Below are 23,408 nucleotides of genomic sequence, written 5' to 3'. Positions count from 1 at the left end.
CATATCCCCTTGTTATTTTCTCTCGCAGTTCCCATTAAAGATGTATAAGCTGTAAGCCTGTATCAGAAAAAAGGACATGATGATGAGTTATACTTTGTATCTTCAGCAAACCCCAACAGTTGGCACTAAAGTTCCTTTTCCTTCTTTAGCCAAAGGAAATTACCCATTAAATGAAGTTATCATTAATGCGTTTTTAAATCTGATGCAATTAACAGGGAATTTGGATACAGATACATTATTAGATGAAAAAATGTTTGATAATATTTGGCTTAAGGCTGAAATGACACCGGCGCGCATGGAAGAAATTGGTGACTATATTTATCATCATATTCCTACACATCCAGCCCCCCTAGAAGAAGAAATCACACTATTTAAGCAAGCTATGCAAGAAGAAGAGGCATTGTTAGCTAAAGAGAGTGAAAAAGAAGGGTGTATTCCAATTTATAAGTTTGCTACAAATGATGGTTGGATTGTGACACCGAAAGAGTGTGAGATTATTGCTTCAGCACTTACAGCTAAGCTTCTTGAAGATAACCATGTATTTGTGGAACAAGTGGCTAAAATGTCTCATATTGCCTATCGCTCGTTAGAAATCGCGTTGATTGATTTTGGTAAATTTAATCAATTTGCTAAAAAATATGGTGGTTATCGAGTTTATTAAAAAATAAAAAGCGGATCTTTCTATCGAAAGGCATCCGCTTACGTTAATACTGTAATAGGGTTGGATATTGTTAGAAAGGTATATTTATTTTTTTAAAAATTCTTTATATGTGTTTATTTTTTCTTTGTTCTCTGAACTGATAAACAAACTCTTTTTATGGATGTTTATCATATTGTTGATACAATCAATATTGATTTTTTCTTTTTTTATTAATTCTCTTTCGATTCTGTTGGGGAGAACTTCAGTATAGAACAAAAAATTGAGAGTTTCTTGATTAGGATATGAAAGAAAATCTGATTTATTATATTCATTTTTTAATTTTGAGTCTATTCCTATAATTATTTTTTGATGGATATTAATTCTATTATTGATATTTGCTATTGAGGCTGTGATGCTATTTTGTGGTTTATAAAAAGTATGAGTATTAACACATGAATTTTGAAAAGGTTGTGATAGATTATATAGTGATTTTATTTCATTTCGTAGTTCTTTTAATTTTTTACTCTTATTTATAACGTTCACATGCATATATTGGACAGTTTTACAAATATCATAGCTTAATTTTATAGACATAACTCCCTCTTAAAGATGATAAAATAAATTAAAAATACTCTATATCATTTTTAAATATAATAATTTTAAATATAAATCATTGTAGCTGTAAAAATAAATAAAAATAGGCTCCTTATTGCAAGAAGCCTATGTTAAATTTTAAAGTCATTGAAATATTGTTATTCTATTTACATATCTTAATCTTATGTTGTTTATATTTATTCTATAAATATTTACTAAGTAATAAGTTAAAATAAGGTGTCGTGTAGTCTTCTGACAATATTATCTGCATCTTTGCCATCCACTAATAAACATAAGTTATGGGTACTCGCACCATGACTTATCATTCTAATATTATAATCCTCTAAAGTGCCAAAAATCTGGCTTCCTAAGCCATTTACTTGCGATAGTGAATTACCAATGATAGCGACCAATGCCAGATCTTCTTCTACTTCCACGCGACATAATGCGGATAATTCTGTTAATAAAGCATTAGTTAACAGACTGCCTGATGAGCTAGTGGTACCTGTGGTATCCAATGTTAAAGCAATACTGACTTCTGATGTGGTTATCACATCAACCGAAATATGGTGGCGTGATAAAATGGTAAATATTTCTGCCAAAAAGCCACGGGCATGAAGCATTTTCAAACTATGCAGGGTAAGTAGTGTCTGGTTTCTACGTAGTGCAATGGCACGAAACACAGGCGGATTATCAGTTTGTGCACAAACCAATGTGCCACCTTCTTCTGGTGCTTTGCTTGAGCCGACAAACACAGGAATACCACTACGCACTGCAGGTAATAACGTTGCGGGATGGAGAATTTTAGCACCAAAGGTTGCCATTTCAGCCGCTTCATCAAAAGCAATATGATCAATACGATGCGCTTGCGGGACTATTCTTGGATCAGTGCTATAAATACCAGGTACATCAGTCCAAATATCGACACGTGACATCCCTAATGCTTCACCAATCAGTGCCGCAGTATAATCACTTCCGCCACGCCCTAAGGTGGTGGTTTTTCCTTTAGGCTCTTGTCCGATAAAACCTTGGGTAACAATCACGGTTTCTGCTAAGCGGGGCTGAATTAAACTTTGTGTTAACTCAGTTAATTGCGCCATATCTGGCTCAGCATGACAAAACAGATCGTTGGTTTTCATTACTTTTCTGACATCAAACCAATCTGCACTTATTCCTTTTTCACGTAACAGTTCAACAAACAATAACGTTGACATCAATTCACCGTGGCTGACTAACTCATCGGTTAACGCATCAGAAGTTGCCAAGGCTGCCGCTTCTGACAGCATTTCAATATTTTCCAATAAGCGGTTTATTTCTTGAGAAATAATTTCTGTTTGTGATAATTGATTGATGATGGCGTATTCAATATCACGAACTTGAGCCAATAAAGCGGCTCGTTGTGTTGCGTCAATACCTGTCGCAAGTTCGATAAGCAAATTGGTGATCCCCGCTGAAGCAGAAAGAACCACCACACGGACTGATTTCTGTTTTAAGATAATATCTGCACACTTTTCCATCGCCGCAAAATTTGCCACGCTAGTGCCACCAAATTTGGCGATAGTAAAAGGTGATGAAGGTGTTGCAGTATTATCTTTCATTGTTGTATTCCTTTAGTCCCAGTGAGATGTTAAACACAGTTAGGAATATCGGTTATTGCCAAAAGAGTCAATCAAGAGTGAAGGATAATCAATTTAATTAATAATCACTCAGAGATTATCGGTTTTGCCTATGTAAGTAATTAATACTAGATTTGTTGAATGGTTTTGACGAATATCATCAAATAAGAAAGAATTGAACGTAACTATTAAATGACAGGCTACAATCTGAGAATATCGGATTGTAATCTTAAGAGAGTATTGTGAATGAAAAATGTAAACCCAACTCATACCTTAGCTTGGAAGGCATTAGAAGACCATTTTGCCGTGATGAAAGATACAGAAATGAAAACACTGTTCTCTCAAGATCCATCACGCTTTGACACCTTTTCAAGAACGTTTTCAGACCAAATTCTAGTCGATTTTTCAAAAAACCGTATCACCCAAGAAACATTAGATAAATTACAGACTCTGGCTAAAGAGTGTGATGTTGCTGGTGCGATAAAGAGCATGTTTAGCGGTGAAAAAATCAACTGTACGGAAGATCGTGCGGTACTCCACACTGCATTACGTAATCGTAGCAATACTCCGGTTATGGTCGATGGCAAAGATGTGATGCCAGAAGTCAATGCCGTATTGCATAAAATGAAAGTATTTAGTGAGCGTGTGATTAGTGGTGAATGGAAAGGTTACACAGGTAAAGCGATTACTGATGTAGTCAATATCGGTATCGGTGGCTCTGATTTAGGCCCGTATATGGTGACAGAAGCACTGCGCCCTTATAAAAACCACTTGACCATGCATTTTGTTTCTAATGTTGATGGCACACATATTGCTGAAACCTTGAAGAAATGCGATCCAGAAACAACGCTATTCTTGATTGCTTCAAAAACCTTTACCACACAAGAAACCATGACCAATGCACACTCTGCAAGAGATTGGTTCTTATCTGCGGCTAAAGAGAGTGCTTTTGTTGCGAAACACTTTGTTGCGTTATCAACTAATAGTGCTGAAGTAGAAAAATTTGGTATTGATACCGCAAATATGTTTGAGTTTTGGGATTGGGTTGGTGGCCGCTACTCATTATGGTCAGCAATTGGTTTATCCATTGTATTATCTATTGGTTATGACAACTTTGAGCAGTTACTGTCCGGTGCTCATGCTATGGATAATCACTTTAGAACCACTGAAGCTGAAAATAATATTCCGATGATATTGGCGCTTATTGGCATTTGGTATAACAATTTTTTTGGTACCGAAACTGAAGCGATTCTGCCATACGATCAATATATGCACCGTTTTGCTGCTTACTTCCAACAAGGTAATATGGAATCCAATGGTAAATATATCGACCGTGATGGAAACAAAGTCAGTTACCAAACCGGACCTATTATTTGGGGAGAGCCGGGAACTAATGGCCAGCATGCGTTTTATCAATTAATTCATCAAGGAACCAAACTGATCCCTTGTGATTTTATTGCACCAGCGATCAGCCATAATCCATTATCTGATCATCATGCAAAACTAATGTCGAACTTCTTTGCACAAACCGAAGCATTGGCATTTGGTAAAACCCGTGAGCAAGTCGATGCAGAGTTTGCCTCAGCAGGAAAAGATCCCGCAACCATGGGGTATGTGGCACCATTTAAAGTGTTTGAAGGGAATCGTCCCACCAATTCCATTCTTTTAAAAGAGATCACTCCCTATTCATTAGGCGCGTTAATTGCGATGTATGAACATAAAATCTTTGTACAAGGTGTGATTTTCAATATCTTCACCTTTGACCAATGGGGCGTTGAGTTGGGCAAACAATTAGCTAATCGCATATTGCCTGAGTTAAAAGGTAAGGAAAGTGTTAACAGTCATGATAGTTCAACAAATAATTTAATTAATCGTTACAAAGCATGGCGTTAAGAGAATAAATTAAGTGTGATTAAGCGCTTATAACCAAGGAGGTTGATGGTGACCTCCTTTGTTTTTTCTCAATTTGAGTGAATTCTGATTATCTTTTAACGTTTTTTTAGATTATTTATACGAAATGTTATCAGCTTTTAACTTCCTATCGCTACATCATGATATCCTTAGTGCATAATGATTTATAAAGTTAGGATCATCATAGTTGTGATGATGAAAGAATGTTTAAAAAATCCATAATCACTCACGCACCTATTCACTGGTTATCAGATGAAGAGCGTGAAGAAGTCGCAGAAAATACCTTAAGTTGGCTGCTGGAATTAGGTTCAATGACACGACGTTTTGAGCAACATTGCCATCAAGTGACGGTAATGCCATATCAAGAAGGTTTTATTGAATATATCGAGCCTGCTGATGAACAAAAGTGTTTACCTTATAGCCGACGCTATTGGTTAAGAGAAATCGTCCTTTGTGGGGATAATGTACCTTGGTTATTAGGGCGAACATTAGTGCCGGAAGAGACATTAACGGGTGAAGATCGCCAATTAGTGAATTTGCGTACGGTGCCATTAGGACGTTATCTGTTCCAGGAAACAACCTTAAGTCGTGATTTTATTCATATTGGGCAACAAAATGGACATTGGTTACGTCGTTCCCGTTTCCAGCTTTCAGATAAACCTTTATTATTAACTGAGGTGTTTTTGCCTGCATCACCTGTATATAAGCAGTAGTTAGGGGGAGCTAAAATTGGAGGGAAGTATGACGCACAATAAATGGCAGGCGTATAGCCGTTTAATGCGTATAGATAAGCCTATTGGAGCGCTATTATTACTTTGGCCAACGTATTGGGCATTATGGATCGCCGCTAAAGGCTTTCCTGACTGGCATATCCTGATTGTATTTACTCTAGGTGTGTTTTCCATGCGTGCCGCTGGGTGTGTAATAAATGACTTTGCTGACAGAAAAATTGATGGCAACGTTGAACGAACTAAAAATAGACCATTACCTAGTGGTGCTGTAACGGAGAAAGAGAGCAAGATTATCTTTATTGTCTTGGTGCTGTTTTCGTTTGGATTAGTGCTTACGTTAAACACCATGACCATTTGGTTATCTATTGCCGCACTTGCACTCGCATGGTTTTATCCTTTTGTAAAACGTTTTAGTAATTTGCCTCAATTAATTTTAGGTATGGCCTTTGGTTGGTCTATCCCTATGGGATTTGCTGCAGTTTCTGAAACACTACCTTTAGTATGTTGGTTACTCTTTTTGGTCAATATTATCTGGTCTGTTGTGTATGACACTCAATATGCCATGGTCGATCGCAATGATGATTTAAAAATAGGGGTGAAATCGACAGCCATTCTGTTTGGTCGTTACGATAAAATCATTATTGGTATTTTACAGTTAGTGATGTTGGCATTATTAGTGGCGATTGGCGTTTTGCTGAATATGAAAGGGATCTATTATTGGTCATTGTTACTCGTGACAGCCCTGTTTATTTATCAACAGAAATTAATTGCTGAACGGGAAAGAGCCCCTTGTTTTCAAGCGTTTATGAATAATAATTATGTTGGTTTTGTTTTATTTGCAGGTATTTTATTTAATTATTTCTAATAAATATATTACCAGCACTAGCTGATCACTGAAATTGCATAAAAATAAAAGGGATAAGCCAATTGCTTATCCCTTTTCTATTACTGATTATAGCGCGATTTGCTATTAAGCAACTACTTATCCATGCTGGATTCAGGGTTTTCCTCAATCGCTTGTGCTGAATTGTTATCTTCAGTAACGCCTACACTCTCAATGGTTAAACGAATTTCTGGTGACATTAATTTCGCAATAACTTGGTAAAGTGCAGAGGCATCTGCTTTGAGGATATCTTCATTATCTTTAAGATAACCTTCTTCACGCAGTGTAGAAACTAAAGTGGAGAAAACCGCTTTATCAAAGAACTCAGGTGCGTTAATACCATGCAATACAGAAAGTCGTTGCGCCAAAATGCGGCTTTCTCTTTCTAATAGTGCACGGCTAATTTCAGGAGCAAAATTGAGTAGAGAGAGCGTAATACCATAACGCTGTAGCGTTTCTCTAACACTTGCTGCTAAAAGCTGTAATGGGCGAATACGTGCTGGATTGATCCGTAATATGCCATCATCAGCACAGCAAATTAGACGCTGGCGACAAAGCTCACTAATCAGTGTATTAACCACATCAGGTAACTCCTCTTTTTCATAGCGAATAAACAACTCAGCTTTAATAAGAGGGAAAATTAATTCTACCTGTTTCATTAAGTCATCACGGTGAATACGCTCGTGATGCAAGACAATGCTCGCAATTAATGATGGTGTAACCATTAAGTGAATGGTGTTATTGCGATAATAAGTCATCAATACGGCACTTTCACGAGGCAATATAATAATATCACCAAGACTATCCTGCTCAACTTGGAATTTATCTGTTTGCAAGGCGTGTGCTAATAATGTCTCTGAGCTTTTATCGGGGACAACCATATCTGATGAGTAAGGCACATTACGCAGTAACTGTAGATAACAATCTATTTGCTCTAATAATTGTTCTTTAGTTAGTGCTCGCTGACGGGACGCTAGCAACGCCGTAGAGACAAGGTTAATCGCATTAATCGAAGCGGCATTATTAATATTGACCATAATATTATCCGCTAACGCACTAACTGCAGGATTTAACCAGCTTGGACGTTGTGGCTCAATGGGATCAATATCATCGCGCCAGTCAGGCACGGCCTGATTAAGATATTGTGATAGCGAAATAGGTTCACCAAAATTGACATAGCCTTGACCAAGGTTACGTAGTTTACGCAATCCTCTGATCATCTGCATAAAACCTTCTTTCTCTTTTGTCGCACCACGCAACTCTTTGGCATAAGTGGCAACTTCCATGACATGCTCATAGCCAATATAAATGGGAACGATGGAAATAGGGCGTGTCTCACCACGTAACATGGCTTGCACGGTCATTGACAGCGTCCCTGTTTTAGGATCTAACAGTCGACCTGTACGGGAGCGTCCACCTTCAACAAAATATTCGATAGAGTAGCCTCGAGAGAATAATTCACCTAAATATTCCCGGAAGATGGTTGAATAAAGTTTATTTCCTTTAAAGGTTCGACGAATAAAGAAAGCCCCTAAATGACGGAAAATCGGTCCTGCTGGCCAGAAATTAAGGTTAATACCCGCAGCAATATGTGGGGGAACTAATCCTTGATGATAAAGTACATAGGAAAGCAATAAGTAGTCCATATGACTACGGTGACAAGGTACGTAGACAATTTCATGTCCATCTTGCGCAAGTTGGCGCACACGTTCTGCATTAAAAACGTTGATACCTTGATAGAGCTTATTCCATGTCCAGCTTAATACACGATCAGTCATTCGTACCGCTTCATAAGAGAAATTAGCGGCGATCTCTTCCATGATATCAGTGGCATTTTTACGTGCTTTATCAAGCGTAATTTTTTTCGCTTTTGCCTCATCTTCAATGGCTTTTTCAATGGCTTTGGATGCCAATAGTTTATTGAAGAGATCTTGGCGTGCAGGTAGTTTTGGGCCAACTGCTGCTAAACGCTGACGTGAAAAGTGAATACGTGCCACACGCGCAAGTTTTCGAGCAATGCTGGTATCGGTTCCATGTTCATTCGCCATTTGGCGCATGGATACGGTCGGCGAGAAACGGACAAAACTATCTCGACCTAGCCAGAGGATGGCAATAAATTTTTGGATCCCATTTAATAAGCGCAAATGGGGAACGCCATTATGACCTTCTCGACCCGGAGAGCGACCGAACATCACTGAAGCAGGTAACATTTCAATATCAAGATGCGGATTGTTACGATGAGCATCAAGATAAGCATGGAATGTTCTCACTGAATCTTTACGCGGATCGGGAGAGTAGTAACGGAATACTCTAGGACCATCGTCAATAAAGACGTAGGCTGGCAGTTTGGTTCCGTTAATTTCTATGGGTTGCAGAGGATCTGGCAAGCCAAGAGATAAACATTGCTGACGTAATGTCAGTAAGTCTGCTTTAGAGTGATAAGGCAGAACATAAAGGAAAGATCGCGACTTATCTAAGCCTAACTCAGTGATAGGATCAGTCGGAACTCGTTTACTTTTTACCAACAATTTCAGTGGTAAATTCAATGTGTTATAATATAGTTTACGCCAAGCTGACATAAATAGTTGTAGCCTCTTATTAGCAATACTTCGAAAGCATAACAGAAAGTCTTTCGTAGATCTGTGGTGCTGTGACAATATTAATAGAGAAAAGTGGCAAAATAATCGTTTGTTTTCGATAGAGTTTATTATGGCTAATCAAAATAAAGGTCTTACCCGAATCATTAAAGCTGGTGGCTATTCATATCAGGGCTTACGCGCCGCTTGGATCAATGAAGCCGCTTTTAGACAAGAAGCTATTGTGACCTTAATAGCAATTATCCTTGCATTTTTTATCGATGTCAGTGTTCTAGAGCGCATTTTATTGATTGGTTCAGTCGTCCTTGTCGTCATTTTAGAACTGGTCAATAGTGCTATAGAAGCTGTCGTCGATCGCATTGGTACAGAACGTCATGAATTATCAGGACGAGCAAAGGATATGGGATCAGCTGCCGTTCTCGTCGCTATTATATTGGGATTATTTACTTGGGGAACCATTCTTTGGCATCATTTTTTTGCATAAAGTAAAAAAAATCGACAATTGTCGAAAAATAATGCAAAGATGCGTGTTTTATATGCATTTGTAGTTCCCAATCGGCATATACCTGTATATACTCACAGTCTGACTGTATAAACAAACAGGGGGCGGAATGAAAGCATTAACTGCAAGGCAGCAGCAGGTTTACGATTTGGTTCGTGATCACATTTCGCAAACGGGTATGCCACCAACACGGGCGGAAATCGCTTCCCAACTTGGTTTTCGCTCACCTAATGCGGCAGAAGAGCATTTAAAAGCACTTGCTCGCAAAGGCGTGATAGAAATTGTCTCTGGTGCATCTAGAGGTATCCGTTTGCTACTTGAAGAAGAGCCTGAAGGCTTACCATTAATTGGACGAGTTGCAGCCGGTGAACCACTTTTAGCGCAAGAGCATATCGAAAGCCATTATCAAGTTGATCCTATGCTTTTTAAACCGAGCGCAGATTTTTTACTGCGTGTTAATGGTATGTCGATGAAAGATATAGGTATTATGGATGGCGATCTACTTGCTGTGCATAAAACACAAGATGTCCATAATGGCCAAGTGATTGTCGCACGTATTGAAGATGAAGTAACCGTAAAACGATTTAAGAAAGTCGGTAGTAAGATAGAACTGCACGCAGAAAATCCAGAGTTTTCACCTATTATCGTTGATTTACGTGAGCAGAGCTTTACTGTGGAAGGATTAGCAGTAGGGGTTATCCGTAACGGCGAATGGCTGTAATTTGTACCGTAATTTGTATCTAATTCATTCAATACAAATTATTGTATCAGATGCGCCGAAACCTCGTCCTCCAGTTCATCTGGGTGAGGAGAACGTCAAAAAGATGCAGATGATGTGTAAAAACATAAAATCATCTGCATTTTCTGTTTTTAATTTATACAAAAAAACATATGTTCCGCTGACTTTTATCTTTTATCGAGGCTTATAGTCACCGGTTTTTTTCTGCTTAAGATTATCATCCATACTATGATCATGGTGACAACCTTCTGGATGTGTACAGGCTTGGGCTTCATGGCACTGAGCGCACAGCCCATGAATTTCAATCACACTATGGCGTAAATGAAAGCCATTATCTTTAGCGAGTGTGGTGATCGCCCCTTCAATTTTATGACTACTTTTTTCTGTGACTGATAAGCAACGATCACAAATTAACATCACCGATGTATGCTCAGCATCATCAAAATGATGACAAAGCACATAGCTATTGGTGGATTCTATTTTGTGAATAAAACCTTGTTCAAGTAGAAATTCCAATCCACGATATACGGTAGGCGGTTTAGCTTGAGGTTCTACTTGGCGTAATAAATCTAATAAATCATAAGCGCTGATTGCGGTAGGTTGTTGCATGATCAGACGCAATACTGCCAGACGTTGTGAAGTCAGGCGAACACCTCGTTTCTGGCAGATCTTTTCTGCCTGAGCGAGCAATTTCTCTTCATTCATAGGATAGGATGCTCTCAGACGTGATTAATTGCGATGATCTTACCATATTTTTTTTGAGCAAACCTTTGTGGAAAGTGGGATTTTGAGAAAATAACGCTATAAATTGTCATTATCAGTAAATCAAATCTAACCATGGTGGAAGGGGCTAATATTTATTCACAAGACTTACCTTAACGCCAATGATGAACGAGTAATAGCCAATGGGAAATAGACAAGGTGTGACAATATGATTGGCAAATGCGGGATAAGAATGAAACAAAGAAAAGCCCGTTAATGGTATAACAGGCTTTAGCGTTTGATGTTATATGACTTAGAAGATAAGGTAAGTTCTTAAGTAACCGTCAGAACGGAATATCGTCATCAAAGTCCATTGGTGGTTCATTACTTGGCGCTGGTGCCGCTGCTGGTTGTTGTGCTGGGCGAGATGGTGCGCCACCACTAAACTGTTGTGATGCTTGTGGTTGCTGAGGTTGACCCCAACCGCCTTGGCCTTGTGAAGGTGCATTATCTTGACCACCACGGCCACCTAACATCTGCATTGTGCCACCGATATTCACCACAACTTCAGTGCTGTAGCGATCTTGACCACTTTGATCTTGCCATTTACGTGTTTGTAATTGACCTTCAATATAAACTTGTGAACCTTTACGCAGATACTCGCCAGCAATTTCTGCTAGTTTGCCGAAAATGACCACACGGTGCCATTCGGTTTTCTCTTTCATTTCACCGGTTTGTTTGTCGCGCCAGCTTTCTGAAGTTGCTAGTGTCAGATTTGCCACTGCACCACCACTTGGCATATAACGGATTTCTGGATCCTGCCCTAAATTACCGATAAGAATAACTTTGTTAACGCCTCTGCTCGCCATGTGAGGTACTCCTGCGAAAGTAAATTTTTTGAAATCATAAGCGATGAAGTTTATCACGTAAGCTAAAATTTGAATATGACGAGTAATGAATTTCTCCATTGAGAACAGGATCGACATTTTATTGTCTTAATATGGCAAATTTTCATAATCATTCAGTTTCAATATATATACTGTATATCCATTCAGCTAGTTTTGTGTCATAATTATCCGATTCTTTCTTTTTCGGCGACTCACTTAATCCGGGATATATTCATGGATAAAATCGAAGTACGGGGCGCTCGCACCCATAACCTAAAAAATATCAATTTGGTCATTCCCCGCGATAAACTTATTGTTATTACGGGACTTTCTGGCTCAGGTAAATCCTCTTTAGCCTTTGATACGCTTTATGCGGAAGGCCAACGGCGTTACGTTGAATCGCTTTCAGCTTATGCTCGTCAGTTTCTTTCCTTAATGGAAAAGCCTGATGTTGATCATATTGAAGGGTTATCGCCCGCTATTTCGATTGAGCAGAAATCGACATCACATAACCCACGCTCAACGGTCGGTACCATTACCGAGATCCACGATTACCTACGTCTATTATTTGCACGTGTGGGTGAACCGCGCTGTCCTGATCACGATATCCCTTTAGCGGCTCAAACGGTAAGCCAAATGGTGGATAATGTTTTAGCGCAACCTGAAGGTAAACGCTTAATGTTATTGGCGCCAATCGTAAAAGAGCGCAAAGGTGAGCATGTAAAATTACTCAATAATCTTGCTGCACAAGGCTATATTCGTGCTCGTATCGATGGTGAAGTGTGTGATTTATCAGATCCCCCTACCTTGGAGTTACAGAAAAAGCACACCATTGAAGTGGTCATTGATCGCTTTAAAGTTCGTGACGATCTGGCTCAACGTTTAGCAGAATCTTTTGAAACCGCATTAGAGCTTTCTGGCGGTACTGCTGTTATCTCTGATATGGACGATAGCAGTGCTGAAGATATCGTTTTTTCTGCAAACTTTGCCTGTCCTATTTGTGGTTATAGCATGAGTGAACTAGAGCCACGGTTATTCTCTTTTAATAACCCCGCAGGTGCGTGTCCTACTTGTGATGGTTTAGGGGTTCAACAATTTTTCGATCCTGATTTGGTGATCCAGAATCGAGAAATCTCTCTGGCCGGTGGTGCGATTAAAGGGTGGGATCGACGCAATTTTTACTATTTCCAAATGTTGCGCTCATTAGGCGAGCACTATCATTTTGATGTTGAAGCCCCCTTTGACTCATTACCCGACAAGATCCAGAAAGTGATTTTATCCGGTTCAGGTAAAGAAAATATTGAATTTAAATACACCAATGATCGAGGGGATGTTGTGGTTCGCCATCATCCTTTTGAAGGGGTATTAAATAATATGGAGCGCCGCTATCGTGAAACAGAATCGAGTGCGGTGCGTGAAGAGTTAGCTAAATATATTAGCAATCGTCCTTGCGCCTCTTGTGGTGGTACTCGCTTACGTCGCGAAGCTCGCCATGTGTATGTTGAAAATACCACGTTACCTGAAATTGCGGATTACAGTATTGGTCATGCGATGAGCTTTTTCCAAAATCTAAAACTCAGTGGTCAGCGAGCGAAGATTGCCGAAAAAGTATTAAAAGAGATTGGTGACAGATTAAAATTCTTGGTCAATGTAGGATTAAATTACCTCACTCTTTCTCGTTCAGCGGAGACATTATCAGGCGGCGAGGCGCAGCGTATTCGCCTAGCAAGCCAAATTGGTGCTGGATTAGTTGGGGTAATGTATGTACTTGATGAGCCTTCAATTGGTTTGCATCAACGTGATAACGATCGCCTACTGGAAACGTTGATCCACTTGCGTGATTTAGGTAACACGGTGATCGTCGTTGAGCATGATGAAGACGCTATCCGTGCCGCTGATCATATCATTGATATTGGGCCGGGTGCTGGCGTTCATGGTGGTGAGATAGTCGCTCAGGGTACACTGGAAGATATTGTTAATAATCCCAACTCATTAACCGGTAAATTCTTAAGTGGCGAACGCCGTATTGCTATCCCTGAAAAGCGTGTTCCTGTTGATCGCGAAAAAATGCTCACTATTTTAGGGGCGAAAGGTAATAACCTAAAAAACGTTAATTTAAAAATACCTGTTGGTTTATTTACTTGTATTACCGGTGTATCTGGCTCGGGTAAATCAACCTTAATTAATGATACGTTATTCCCCATTGCCCAACGTCAATTAAATGGCGCCACTAATAGCGTGCCAGCACCTTATTTAGACGTTGAGGGATTAGAGCACTTCGATAAAGTGATTGATATTAACCAAAGTCCTATCGGTCGTACGCCACGTTCCAACCCTGCGACTTATACCGGAGTATTTACCCCGATCCGTGAACTTTTTGCTGGTGTACCAGAATCACGAACTCGCGGTTATACGCCAGGGCGCTTTAGTTTTAACGTGAAGGGGGGGCGTTGCGAAGCTTGCCAAGGCGATGGTGTATTAAAAGTTGAAATGCACTTTTTACCTGATGTGTATGTGCCTTGTGATCAGTGTAAAGGGCAACGTTATAATCGTGAAACCCTTGAGATTAAATATAAAGGGAAAAATATTCACGAAGCGCTAGATATGACAATCGAAGAAGCAAGAGAGTTTTTTGATGCGGTGCCCGCATTAGCGCGTAAGCTACAAACATTGATTGATGTGGGACTCTCTTATATTCGTTTAGGACAGTCTGCCACTACGTTATCGGGTGGTGAAGCACAACGGGTTAAATTAGCCAAAGAGTTGTCAAAACGGGGTACAGGCCAAACCCTCTATATTTTGGATGAACCGACCACGGGTTTGCACTTTGCCGATATTGAGTTACTTCTTGATGTGCTCCATCAGTTGCGTGATCAGGGTAATACGATTGTGGTGATTGAGCATAACCTCGATGTGATCAAAACCGCTGACTGGATCGTTGATTTAGGGCCTGAAGGGGGCAGTGGTGGTGGTCAGATCTTGATATCCGGTACGCCAGAGCAAGTTGCTGACTTTGAAGGCTCCCACACGGCAAGGTTTTTGAAACCAATTTTAGAGCGCGGTTATTAATAGCACACGGTTTACGCACTTCTTGTCTAAACGCTACAAATTTTGTTTGTAGCGTTTTTCTTTATAAAAAGGAATTTGATATTTTATTAGAGAAATTAATTCTATTAGATAAAACTATTCTTTTTTCGTCAGTCACGCTGATAGCCGCTTTTTATATAATTAACACTCTTTTTATAAAAAAAAGAATAAATAGTTAATTCTGCTGTTTTATTACATTATTTTAACTAAATACGAGATAACAAAGCTAAATAGAAAGGATTATCATAGTATATCGTGATGCATAGCACAGTTTATTCATGGATTTGTTTCATTTGTTATACTTGACTATTATTGTATAACAATAGTGATATTGTGTTATATTTCAATGTGTTATGTGAATCAAAAGGTTGCCGTAGGGGGAAGGTTATTATTTACTGTTCCCTTTGAACAGATAATCCTACTTTTCTCCTTGTGAGAGAATTATTTCCCAAAACGTTTTCAGCTATCACGATTTATAACAACTTTTTTCTCCGCAATATTTCCTATCATTTACCCATAATAAAAATACCTGCAAAAAGTAAGGCTATTAGGTCATCGCAAAGTTAGATAGTTCTTTTTACCCCCAAAATTCGTTTTGCTATTAACAATTACAATATAAAAAGTGAGTACTAATATGGAAACGGCTTCCTCAAAAACAGAGACAACAAGCTATCCCGCAACTAGTGCTGGCGCTCGCCGAGCAGGTATGACAGAAGAACAATGGCGTGCAGCAATTAAATTTGACGGCAATGATGTGGGCTGGGTTATCATGAGTATCGGTATGGCTATCGGTGCAGGGATTGTTTTTTTACCTGTACAGGTTGGCTTAATGGGATTGTGGGTTTTCTTACTTTCCTCCGTGATTGGTTACCCCGCAATGTACCTTTTCCAACGCCTATTTATTAATACGTTGGCTGAATCTCCTGAGTGTAAAGACTACCCAAGCGTTATCACCGGTTATCTCGGTAAAAACTGGGGTATTTTATTAGGTGCACTCTATTTTGTGATGTTAGTGATTTGGATGTTTGTCTATTCCACAGCTATCACGAATGACAGTGCTTCTTATCTACAAACTTTTGGTGTGACTGACAGTTTATTATCAGAAAATCCATTCTATGGTCTGATTTTAATCTGTGCGTTAGTGGCTATTTCTTCTCGTGGTGAACAATTACTGTTTAAGCTATCAAGCTTTATGGTAATGACAAAACTACTGGTTGTTGCGGCATTAGGTCTTTCAATGATTGGTATGTGGCATCTGTATAATGTTGGCGCATTACCACCTGCCGGACGTTTAATTAAAGAAGCCATTATCACACTACCTTTTACATTAACTTCTATTTTGTTTATCCAAACATTAAGCCCAATGGTTATCTCTTATCGTAGTCGTAACCAAAATCGTGAAGTAGCGCGTCATAAAGCATTACGTGCAATGAATATCGCTTTCGGTGTGTTGTTCTGTACGGTGTTTTTCTATGCAATCTCCTTCACATTAGCAATGGGACATGATGAAGCAGTAAAAGCTTATGAGCAAAATATCTCTGCATTAGCGATTGCGGCAAAATTCTTCCCTGGCGGTTGGGTAACCGTAGTGAGTGTGATGTTGAATATTTTCGCAGTAATGACCGCATTCTTTGGTGTCTATCTCGGTTTCCGTGAAGCCACACAAGGGATTGTGATGAATATTCTGCAGCGCATGATGCCCGTTGAAAAAATCAATGAAAAATGGGTACAAAACGGCATTATGATCTTTGCTGTGCTGTTAGCTTGGGGCGCCATTATTCTCAATGCACCAGTACTGAGCTTTACCTCAATTTGTAGTCCTATCTTTGGTATGGTCGGTTGTCTTATCCCTGCATACCTAGTGTACAAAGTACCGATGTTACATAAATACAAAGGCGCATCACTTTATCTGATTATCTTTACGGGTCTGCTACTTTGTGTTTCTCCGTTCTTGGCATTCTCATAGTCGTCAACTGCGGTTCGAGTTAGCTGTTATTAAAAACGATATTAATCCAAGGTGTTAGATTATGAGCCAGAACAATAATTCTCATTTATGGTCGCAGTTTATTCGTCAATTACGTGAAGGTGTTAAGCCAGCAGTAGGTTGCACTGAGCCGATTTCATTGGCATTAGCTGCGGCAAAAGCAACCGCATTATTAGCTGAGCCTGTTGTTGGTATTGAAGCGTGGGTTTCGCCTAATTTAATGAAAAACGGAATGGGCGTAACAGTACCAGGAACGGGAATGGCGGGATTGCCCATCGCGGCTGCATTAGGGGCGACAGGGGGCAATCCGGATGCTGGCCTTGAAGTATTACTTACAGCATCACCACAAGCTATCGCTCAGGCTAAGACATTGGTTGCTGAAGGAAAAGTGACGGTTGGCGTGAAAACGCCATGTAGTGATGTACTCTACTCCGAAGCAAAAGTATATGGTCAGTCAGGTTATGCCATTGTCAGTATTGCTAAAGAGCATACCCATGTTGTGCGCTGTGAGTGTAATGGCAAAGTTGTTTTTGAGGATGATAAAACGAGTTTGACTCATGCCGGGGATAGCGTAGAAGAAAAGCCTTTTGCGACGGTTTGTGCTGAAGATATTTATCGCTTTGCACTCAATGTACCTATAGATCAAGTCGCCTTTATGCTTGATGCGGCTTATCTAAATGGTGCTTTATCAGAAGAAGGACTAAAAAATAGTTATGGATTGGCGATAGGGCGGACGCTGGTTTCACAGCAAGAGAATGGCTTATTAGGTAAGGATTTACTGAGTGAAATCATGATAAGAACGTCTGCCGCTTCAGATGCACGTATGGGGGGCGCTGTATTACCTGCTATGAGTAACTCAGGCTCCGGTAATCAAGGCATTGCTGCAACATTGCCGGTAATGGTAGTTGCTGAATTTATTCAAGCAGATGATGAAACTTTATTACGGGCATTAGTTTTATCGCACTTAATGGCGATTTATGTTCATAGCCATTTCCCACCTCTGTCAGCATTGTGTGCGGCAACCACTGCATCAATGGGGGCGGCTGCGGGTATGGCATGGCTACTGACTAAGGACTTCACCACTGTAAGTATGTCAATCAACAGTATGATTGGTGATATTAGTGGCATTATCTGTGATGGCGCCTCGAATAGCTGTGCAATGAAAGTATCAAGTAGTGCGGCGAGTGCGTATAAAGCCGTTTTAATGGCGATGCAAAATCAAAGTGTAGCGGGCACTGACGGGATTGTCAGTGATGATGTTGATAGTTCAATTGCGAATCTCTGCGCATTAGCCAGTCGTGCAATGCAACATACAGATATTCAAATTATTGAGATCATGGAAGAAAAAGCACGCCGTAATGCCGGGGAAAAGCAGCAAGCTGTCAATGCATAAAAGGCAAAGACCTAAAAAGACAGTGAAAAATGTTGTAATGCAGTAAAGAAAATACCTGCTTATGAAAATAGGCAGGTATTTTTTTAAGCTAATATCAGCAACGAATTGTTGGTTATATTAATTAACTGACGGCTGCAAAGGCTTGTGCAATGCGCTGCACATTATTGTTATTGACACCCGCCATACAAACACGACCTGTACCAATCAGGTAAATACCAAACTCTTCACGTAATCTATCTACTTGCTCTGGTGAAAAGCCGGTATAACTGAACATACCGCGTTGTGTTAATAAATGATCAAAGTTTTTCTCAGGTAATGCTTCTTTTAAGGCATTAACTAAAGTTACACGCATCTCTTTGATGCGGTCACGCATATGAGCCACTTCTTTTTGCCATTGTGCGGTTAATACATGATCTGATAAAACTTGATTAACCAGTTGTGCGCCATAGTTAGCAGGACTTGAATAGATACGACGTGCGCCCGCTTTTAATTGCCCTAATACATGCTCACACTCTTTCGCGTTATCACATACAATCGATAAGCCACCCGCCCGTTCCCCATAAATCCCGAAGATTTTAGAGAATGAGTTACTGACTAATACAGGTAACCCCGCTTTTGCCATAGCGCGAACCGCATAAGCATCATCATCTAAACTTTCAGCAAATCCCTGATAAGCAATATCAAGGAAAGGGATTGCTTGACGCGCTTTGAGGATCTCAATGACCTGATCCCATTGTGCTTTGGTGAGATCGGATCCTGTTGGATTATGGCAACATGGGTGCATCAGTACGATGCTTTTTTCAGGAAGTTTTTTAAAGCAATCGATTAATGCATCGAATTTGACCCCTTTGGTTTCGGGATCAAAATAAGGATAATAATTTACTTTAAAACCGGAGCCCGCAAAAATAGACGCATGATTGTCCCAAGTGGGATCACTGATCCAAACTTCAGAGCTTGGAAAATAGCGATGTAGAAAATCTGCGCCGACTTTTAGCGCTCCGGAGCCACCTAATGTTTGTATGGTAGCAATCTTTTTGTCTGCAATAAGCGGGTTATCAGCACCAAAAAGGAGAGTCTGTACTTCGTGGCGATAAGGGGCGAGTCCTTCCATTGGCAAATACAGTGTTGCGGTAGGTGTCATCGCATTAAGCTGCTGACGTGCCACAGACACAGTGCCTAGAATGGGAGTTTTGCCTTCTTCATCATAATAAAGACCAATACTTAGGTTAATTTTATCTTGACGTGGATCTTTATTATAGACATCCATTAATGAGAGAATCGGATCTCCCGCAAACGCTTCAACCTGTTGAAACACGGCTTTTATTCTCCAATCACTTTTTGTGTGCCAGATAGATACAATATCTTGTGTGCTATTGTTCGTCTAGGTATTCCATAATGACGCGTGAAGTTAATTTGGTAATTAATTCGTACGCGCTAATACCACTATATTTGGCAATTTCTTCTACGGGTAGCACATCCCCCCATAAAATAGCTTCATCACCGACACGATCAATTAGCTCAGATCCCAAATCGACGCTGATCATATCCATGGAAACGCGTCCAACAATCGGCACTTTTCGACCGTTGATCCAAACAGGAGTACCAGAAGGTGCACTACGTGGGTAACCATCACCATAACCGATAGCAATAACACCCAGATAAGTATCTTTTTCACTTACCCATGTACCACCATAACCAACGGGTTCACCTGCTTTATGTTTACGAACCGCAATAAGGCTCGTTTTTAGTGTCATTGCCGGGGTTAAACCAAAGTCTTTACCTGTTCTGTTATCACCCGTAGGTGAGATACCGTATGTGATGATCCCAGGGCGAACCCATTGATAATGGACTTGTGGCCAAAATAAAATTCCCGCAGAAGCAGCGATAGATTTATCACCTGCTTTATCTTGGATAAAGGCTTGAAATAGCTGAATTTGATTTTGTGTGACTTCAGGAATATCAGGCTCATCCGCGCGACTAAAATGACTGACCAAATTGACGGGTTGTTGGACATTTTTACAAGCACAAAGTCGTTGATAAAAAGCCTCAGCTTCTTCAGGACGGACGCCTAAACGATGCATTCCAGTATCGAGCTTCATCCAGACTTTTACGGGTTCTTCTAAATCGGCATTTTCTAACGCTTCGAGTTGCTCTTCACTATGAACAACAGTCTCAATATGGTTAACCACCAAAATGGGTAAATCAACAGCATCAAAGAAGCCTTCAAGTAGTAGGATGGGTTTCACAATCCCCCCACTACGTAATGTTAAAGCTTCACCGATACGTGCTACGCCAAAACAATCAGCATCATCCATCAAAGTATATGCTGTTTCTAATAACCCATGACCATAAGCGTTTGCTTTCACGACAGCTATCAGGTGGCTATGTGGTGCATAGTCTCTCACATGCTGAAAATTGTGACGCAGAGCGCGGCGATCTATTACTGCGGTTGCCGCTTTCATGTTATTTCTCTATTTCCTTTTATTCCGTCAAGGTGGATGGTTATTCGTCGTCGTAAGCAGGGCCTGCGTAGTTATCAAAGCGAGACCATTGACCATTAAAGGTTAGTCTTACCGTACCGATAGGGCCATTACGCTGTTTACCAATGATAATTTCTGCCACCCCTTTTAGGTCGCTATTTTCGTGATAAACTTCGTCACGATAGATAAACATAATTAAGTCGGCATCTTGCTCAATAGAGCCGGATTCACGTAAGTCAGAGTTAACTGGGCGCTTATCAGCACGTTGTTCCAAACTACGGTTTAACTGTGACAGAGCGACAACAGGAACCTGTAATTCTTTAGCTAATGCTTTCAAAGAGCGTGAAATTTCAGCAATTTCTAAAGTTCGGTTCTCAGATAATGAAGGTACTCTCATTAACTGCAAGTAGTCAATCATGATTAGGCTTAAACCGCCATGTTCACGATAAATTCTTCGGGCACGAGAGCGCACCTCGGTGGGGGTTAAACCAGAGGAATCATCAATATACATATTACGTTTTTCAAGCAAAATACCCATGGTACTTGAAATACGCGCCCAATCTTCATCGTCAAGTTGCCCAGTACGAATACGGGTTTGATCCACGCGAGACAATGAAGCGAGCATACGCATCATGATTTGGTTACCTGGCATCTCTAAGCTAAAGATAAGTACAGGTTTTTCTTCCGTCATTGCCGCATTTTCGCATAAGTTCATCGCGAAGGTGGTTTTACCCATAGAAGGACGTGCTGCGACAATAATTAAATCTGATTTTTGCAGTCCGGCGGTTTTTTTATCCAGATCTTGATAGCCACTGGATACCCCCGTCACACCATCATGAGGTTTTTGGTAGAGTTGCTCTATTTTTTCAACGGTTTCTTCTAAAATGGCATCAATTGCTTTTGGCCCTTCATCTTTATTGGCGCGGGTTTCGGCAATTTGAAAGACGCGAGATTCAGCAAAATCGAGCAGATCTTCGCTGGTGCGTCCTTGGGGATCAAATCCAGCATCAGCAATTTCATTGGCGACTTTGATCATATCGCGAACGACAGCACGCTCACGAACAATGTCGGCATAAGCGTTAATATTGGCTGCACTTGGCGTATTTTTGGATAGCTCTGCTAAATAAGCAAAGCCTCCAACGCTTTCTAATTCTGCGTTTTGTTCTAGTGCTTCTGATAAGGTTATCAGATCAATAGGTTTACCCAGCTCAAGTAAACGCTGCATTTGCGCAAAAATAGTGCGATGAGGTCGGCTATAAAAATCATCGGCAGTGACACGCTCGGAGACATTATCCCAACGCTCGTTATCTATCATTAGACCGCCTAATACCGATTGTTCGGCTTCTAGCGAATGGGGGGGAAGTTTCAACCCTTCCATTTGGCGATCTTTTATCTCAGACATTAGCTTGTCAGTGGTCTTGTTTCTGGCCATAAATCCTGCACAAAGTCGAAAAAATATCAATCAGCGCATTAGTATACGCTAACCCAATAATCTGTGCCTTGTAGAAATAACGATCATTTGTCATTATCTCTACAGGTCGTTACAACGCTGGTTTATATAATCCTAGGTCAATCATCAATCTTATAAAGGAGATTACGATGGCTAAACGCATTCAGTTTGCAGCTCATGGTAATGCCGATGTACTCGAGCTAACTTCATTTACCCCCGCCCCTCTAGGCGATAACGAAGTACAGGTTGCCAATAAAGCCATTGGCATTAATTATATTGATACTTATGTGCGTAGCGGATTATATCCAGTAGAGCATTTCCCAAGTGGCTTAGGAACTGAAGCTGCCGGTGTTGTGATTAAAACAGGCGCTCATGTTACTTCACTTAAAGAAGGGGATAGAGTTGTATATGCACAATCTCCATTAGGCGCCTACAGCGATACGCATAATATACCAGAAAATAAAGTAGCCCGCCTGCCTGATAATATCTCTTTTGAACAAGCCGCCGCCTCTTTTTTGAAAGGATTAACGGTTTATTATCTATTCAATGAAACATACAAATTACGTGCAGGGGAAACCTTTTTATTCCATGCAGCGGCGGGTGGCGTCGGGCTAATTGCCAGCCAATGGGCGAAAGCGATTGGCGCTAAAATGATTGGTACTGCAGGCAGTGATGAGAAAGTGGCTAAAGCTAAGGCCGCAGGTGCATGGAAAGTGATTAACTATCAAACTGAATCTATTGTTGAACGTGTCCTTGCGCTCACCAATAACCAAAAAGTACCCGTTGTGTATGATTCTGTTGGCAAAGCAACTTGGTTGGATTCGTTGCACTGTTTGCAACGCCGAGGCTTAATGGTCAGTTTTGGTAACGCTTCTGGCGCGGTAACAGGGGTTGATTTAGGTATTCTTAATAAATTGGGTTCACTTTATGTTACTCGTCCTTCTATTTCCGGCTACATTACGACGCGCGAAGAGTTAGATGCAGCAAGTGAAGCACTATTTACGTTAATTGGTCGTGGTAAAATTGATGTCAGTGTGCCAGATAATCAGAAATTTGCATTAGCTGATGCTAAAGCCGCACACCGTTATCTTGAAAGTCGTCAATCTCAAGGTTCAAGTCTATTGATCCCATAGTTTTTAAAGGTTACAAGTATAAAAAATCCATCTTTATTAACTGATTAACTAAATAGTTGATTAAGCAATTTGAGTAAGA

The 23,408-nt window shown here is 40.3% G+C and carries 18 protein-coding genes; 10 read left to right on the top strand and 8 right to left on the bottom strand.

Translation table 11 applies throughout. The features are described from left to right. The first annotated feature begins 82 nt into the window (after nt 1-82). Nucleotides 83-661 (top strand): hypothetical protein, encoded by a 579-nt coding sequence (locus tag GWI58_RS05135; RefSeq protein WP_237611668.1) that lies wholly within the window; start codon nt 83-85, stop codon nt 659-661. A gap of 84 nt (nt 662-745) precedes the next feature. On the opposite strand, the gene GWI58_RS05130 is transcribed toward GWI58_RS05135, so the two are convergent. Next, complete coding sequence (locus GWI58_RS05130) at nt 746-1,234, bottom strand: hypothetical protein (protein WP_161768965.1); 489 nt, start codon at nt 1,232-1,234, stop codon at nt 746-748. A gap of 227 nt (nt 1,235-1,461) precedes the next feature. Continuing rightward, a complete protein-coding gene (gene lysC, locus GWI58_RS05125; RefSeq protein WP_161768964.1) occupies nt 1,462-2,832 on the bottom strand; it encodes a lysine-sensitive aspartokinase 3 in 1,371 nt (456 codons plus the stop codon). A gap of 264 nt (nt 2,833-3,096) precedes the next feature. Between lysC and pgi the strand changes: the two genes are divergently transcribed. The 3 genes from pgi to ubiA all read left to right on the top strand — a co-directional run bounded on the left by pgi (nt 3,097) and on the right by ubiA (nt 6,357). Beyond that, nucleotides 3,097-4,743, top strand: a complete 1,647-nt coding sequence (gene pgi / locus GWI58_RS05120) for a glucose-6-phosphate isomerase (RefSeq protein WP_049202974.1) — start codon at nt 3,097-3,099, stop codon at nt 4,741-4,743. A 221-nt stretch (nt 4,744-4,964) separates the two neighbouring features. Further along, the gene (ubiC, locus tag GWI58_RS05115) at nt 4,965-5,474 is read left to right on the top strand and encodes a chorismate lyase (RefSeq protein ID WP_004245914.1); all 510 of its coding nucleotides are present in this window, start codon (nt 4,965-4,967) and stop codon (nt 5,472-5,474) included. A gap of 28 nt (nt 5,475-5,502) precedes the next feature. After that, nucleotides 5,503-6,357 carry a 4-hydroxybenzoate octaprenyltransferase gene (gene ubiA, locus GWI58_RS05110; protein ID WP_004250107.1) on the top strand — a complete coding sequence of 285 codons (855 nt, stop codon included), beginning with the start codon at nt 5,503-5,505 and terminating at the stop codon, nt 6,355-6,357. Between the two features lie 113 nt (nt 6,358-6,470). On the opposite strand, the gene plsB is transcribed toward ubiA, so the two are convergent. Continuing rightward, complete coding sequence (plsB, locus tag GWI58_RS05105) at nt 6,471-8,954, bottom strand: glycerol-3-phosphate 1-O-acyltransferase PlsB (protein WP_161768963.1); 2,484 nt, start codon at nt 8,952-8,954, stop codon at nt 6,471-6,473. A gap of 130 nt (nt 8,955-9,084) precedes the next feature. Between plsB and GWI58_RS05100 the strand changes: the two genes are divergently transcribed. Both GWI58_RS05100 and lexA read left to right on the top strand, forming a co-directional pair. Beyond that, entirely contained in the window at nt 9,085-9,456 is a 372-nt protein-coding gene (locus GWI58_RS05100; protein ID WP_004245908.1) for a diacylglycerol kinase, read from the top strand. A 127-nt stretch (nt 9,457-9,583) separates the two neighbouring features. Further along, the gene (gene lexA / locus GWI58_RS05095; protein WP_004245906.1) at nt 9,584-10,195 is read left to right on the top strand and encodes a transcriptional repressor LexA; all 612 of its coding nucleotides are present in this window, start codon (nt 9,584-9,586) and stop codon (nt 10,193-10,195) included. 192 nt (nt 10,196-10,387) lie between these two features. Here the strand turns inward: lexA and zur are convergent, their stop codons facing one another. Both zur and ssb1 read right to left on the bottom strand, forming a co-directional pair. Next, nucleotides 10,388-10,918 (bottom strand): zinc uptake transcriptional repressor Zur, encoded by a 531-nt coding sequence (gene zur, locus GWI58_RS05090; RefSeq protein ID WP_004245904.1) that lies wholly within the window; start codon nt 10,916-10,918, stop codon nt 10,388-10,390. 341 nt (nt 10,919-11,259) lie between these two features. Further along, the gene (ssb1, locus tag GWI58_RS05085; protein ID WP_004249162.1) at nt 11,260-11,784 is read right to left on the bottom strand and encodes a single-stranded DNA-binding protein SSB1; all 525 of its coding nucleotides are present in this window, start codon (nt 11,782-11,784) and stop codon (nt 11,260-11,262) included. Between the two features lie 252 nt (nt 11,785-12,036). Here ssb1 and uvrA point away from each other — a divergent pair, with 252 nt between their 5' ends. From uvrA to GWI58_RS05070, 3 genes are all read left to right on the top strand, one after another. Beyond that, nucleotides 12,037-14,871 carry an excinuclease ABC subunit UvrA gene (gene uvrA / locus GWI58_RS05080; RefSeq protein WP_004249165.1) on the top strand — a complete coding sequence of 945 codons (2,835 nt, stop codon included), beginning with the start codon at nt 12,037-12,039 and terminating at the stop codon, nt 14,869-14,871. A 652-nt stretch (nt 14,872-15,523) separates the two neighbouring features. Continuing rightward, nucleotides 15,524-16,855, top strand: a complete 1,332-nt coding sequence (locus tag GWI58_RS05075; protein ID WP_004249166.1) for an amino acid permease — start codon at nt 15,524-15,526, stop codon at nt 16,853-16,855. A gap of 61 nt (nt 16,856-16,916) precedes the next feature. Beyond that, entirely contained in the window at nt 16,917-18,266 is a 1,350-nt protein-coding gene (locus GWI58_RS05070) for an L-cysteine desulfidase family protein (RefSeq protein WP_004245900.1), read from the top strand. A gap of 121 nt (nt 18,267-18,387) precedes the next feature. On the opposite strand, the gene GWI58_RS05065 is transcribed toward GWI58_RS05070, so the two are convergent. The 3 genes from GWI58_RS05065 to dnaB are packed head-to-tail and all read right to left on the bottom strand — an operon-like array spanning nt 18,388 to nt 22,178. Next, nucleotides 18,388-19,581 (bottom strand): amino acid aminotransferase, encoded by a 1,194-nt coding sequence (locus GWI58_RS05065; RefSeq protein WP_012368490.1) that lies wholly within the window; start codon nt 19,579-19,581, stop codon nt 18,388-18,390. 55 nt (nt 19,582-19,636) lie between these two features. Then, entirely contained in the window at nt 19,637-20,728 is a 1,092-nt protein-coding gene (alr, locus tag GWI58_RS05060) for an alanine racemase (RefSeq protein WP_004245898.1), read from the bottom strand. A gap of 40 nt (nt 20,729-20,768) precedes the next feature. Next, nucleotides 20,769-22,178, bottom strand: coding sequence for a replicative DNA helicase (dnaB, locus tag GWI58_RS05055; RefSeq protein WP_004245896.1), 1,410 nt, complete (start codon nt 22,176-22,178; stop codon nt 20,769-20,771). Nucleotides 22,179-22,345: 167 nt separating this feature from the next. On the opposite strand from dnaB, the gene GWI58_RS05050 reads away from it, so the two are divergent. Further along, nucleotides 22,346-23,329 carry an NADPH:quinone reductase gene (locus GWI58_RS05050; protein WP_161768962.1) on the top strand — a complete coding sequence of 328 codons (984 nt, stop codon included), beginning with the start codon at nt 22,346-22,348 and terminating at the stop codon, nt 23,327-23,329. The last annotated feature ends 79 nt before the right edge of the window (nt 23,330-23,408 follow it).

It is taken from the genome of Proteus sp. G2674 (assembly GCF_009915195.1).
GTDB classification, from domain to species: Bacteria; Pseudomonadota; Gammaproteobacteria; order Enterobacterales; family Enterobacteriaceae; genus Proteus; species Proteus mirabilis.
This window is presented reverse-complemented; position numbering and strand designations above follow the sequence as displayed.

What these genes read in the sequence shown, in the direction of transcription:
- ssb1 (WP_004249162.1), bottom strand. Translation starts at nt 11,784, where the DNA reads ATGGCGAGCAGAGGCGTTAACAAAGTTATTCTTATCGGTAATTTAGGG.
- uvrA (WP_004249165.1), top strand. Translation starts at nt 12,037, where the DNA reads ATGGATAAAATCGAAGTACGGGGCGCTCGCACCCATAACCTAAAAAAT.
- GWI58_RS05100 (WP_004245908.1), top strand. Translation starts at nt 9,085, where the DNA reads ATGGCTAATCAAAATAAAGGTCTTACCCGAATCATTAAAGCTGGTGGC.
- GWI58_RS05070 (WP_004245900.1), top strand. Translation starts at nt 16,917, where the DNA reads ATGAGCCAGAACAATAATTCTCATTTATGGTCGCAGTTTATTCGTCAA.
- pgi (WP_049202974.1), top strand. Translation starts at nt 3,097, where the DNA reads ATGAAAAATGTAAACCCAACTCATACCTTAGCTTGGAAGGCATTAGAA.
- lysC (WP_161768964.1), bottom strand. Translation starts at nt 2,832, where the DNA reads ATGAAAGATAATACTGCAACACCTTCATCACCTTTTACTATCGCCAAA.
- ubiC (WP_004245914.1), top strand. Translation starts at nt 4,965, where the DNA reads ATGTTTAAAAAATCCATAATCACTCACGCACCTATTCACTGGTTATCA.
- zur (WP_004245904.1), bottom strand. Translation starts at nt 10,918, where the DNA reads ATGAATGAAGAGAAATTGCTCGCTCAGGCAGAAAAGATCTGCCAGAAA.
- lexA (WP_004245906.1), top strand. Translation starts at nt 9,584, where the DNA reads ATGAAAGCATTAACTGCAAGGCAGCAGCAGGTTTACGATTTGGTTCGT.
- GWI58_RS05075 (WP_004249166.1), top strand. Translation starts at nt 15,524, where the DNA reads ATGGAAACGGCTTCCTCAAAAACAGAGACAACAAGCTATCCCGCAACT.
- plsB (WP_161768963.1), bottom strand. Translation starts at nt 8,954, where the DNA reads ATGTCAGCTTGGCGTAAACTATATTATAACACATTGAATTTACCACTG.
- alr (WP_004245898.1), bottom strand. Translation starts at nt 20,728, where the DNA reads ATGAAAGCGGCAACCGCAGTAATAGATCGCCGCGCTCTGCGTCACAAT.
- dnaB (WP_004245896.1), bottom strand. Translation starts at nt 22,178, where the DNA reads ATGGCCAGAAACAAGACCACTGACAAGCTAATGTCTGAGATAAAAGAT.
- GWI58_RS05135 (WP_237611668.1), top strand. Translation starts at nt 83, where the DNA reads ATGAGTTATACTTTGTATCTTCAGCAAACCCCAACAGTTGGCACTAAA.
- GWI58_RS05050 (WP_161768962.1), top strand. Translation starts at nt 22,346, where the DNA reads ATGGCTAAACGCATTCAGTTTGCAGCTCATGGTAATGCCGATGTACTC.
- GWI58_RS05130 (WP_161768965.1), bottom strand. Translation starts at nt 1,234, where the DNA reads ATGTCTATAAAATTAAGCTATGATATTTGTAAAACTGTCCAATATATG.
- ubiA (WP_004250107.1), top strand. Translation starts at nt 5,503, where the DNA reads ATGACGCACAATAAATGGCAGGCGTATAGCCGTTTAATGCGTATAGAT.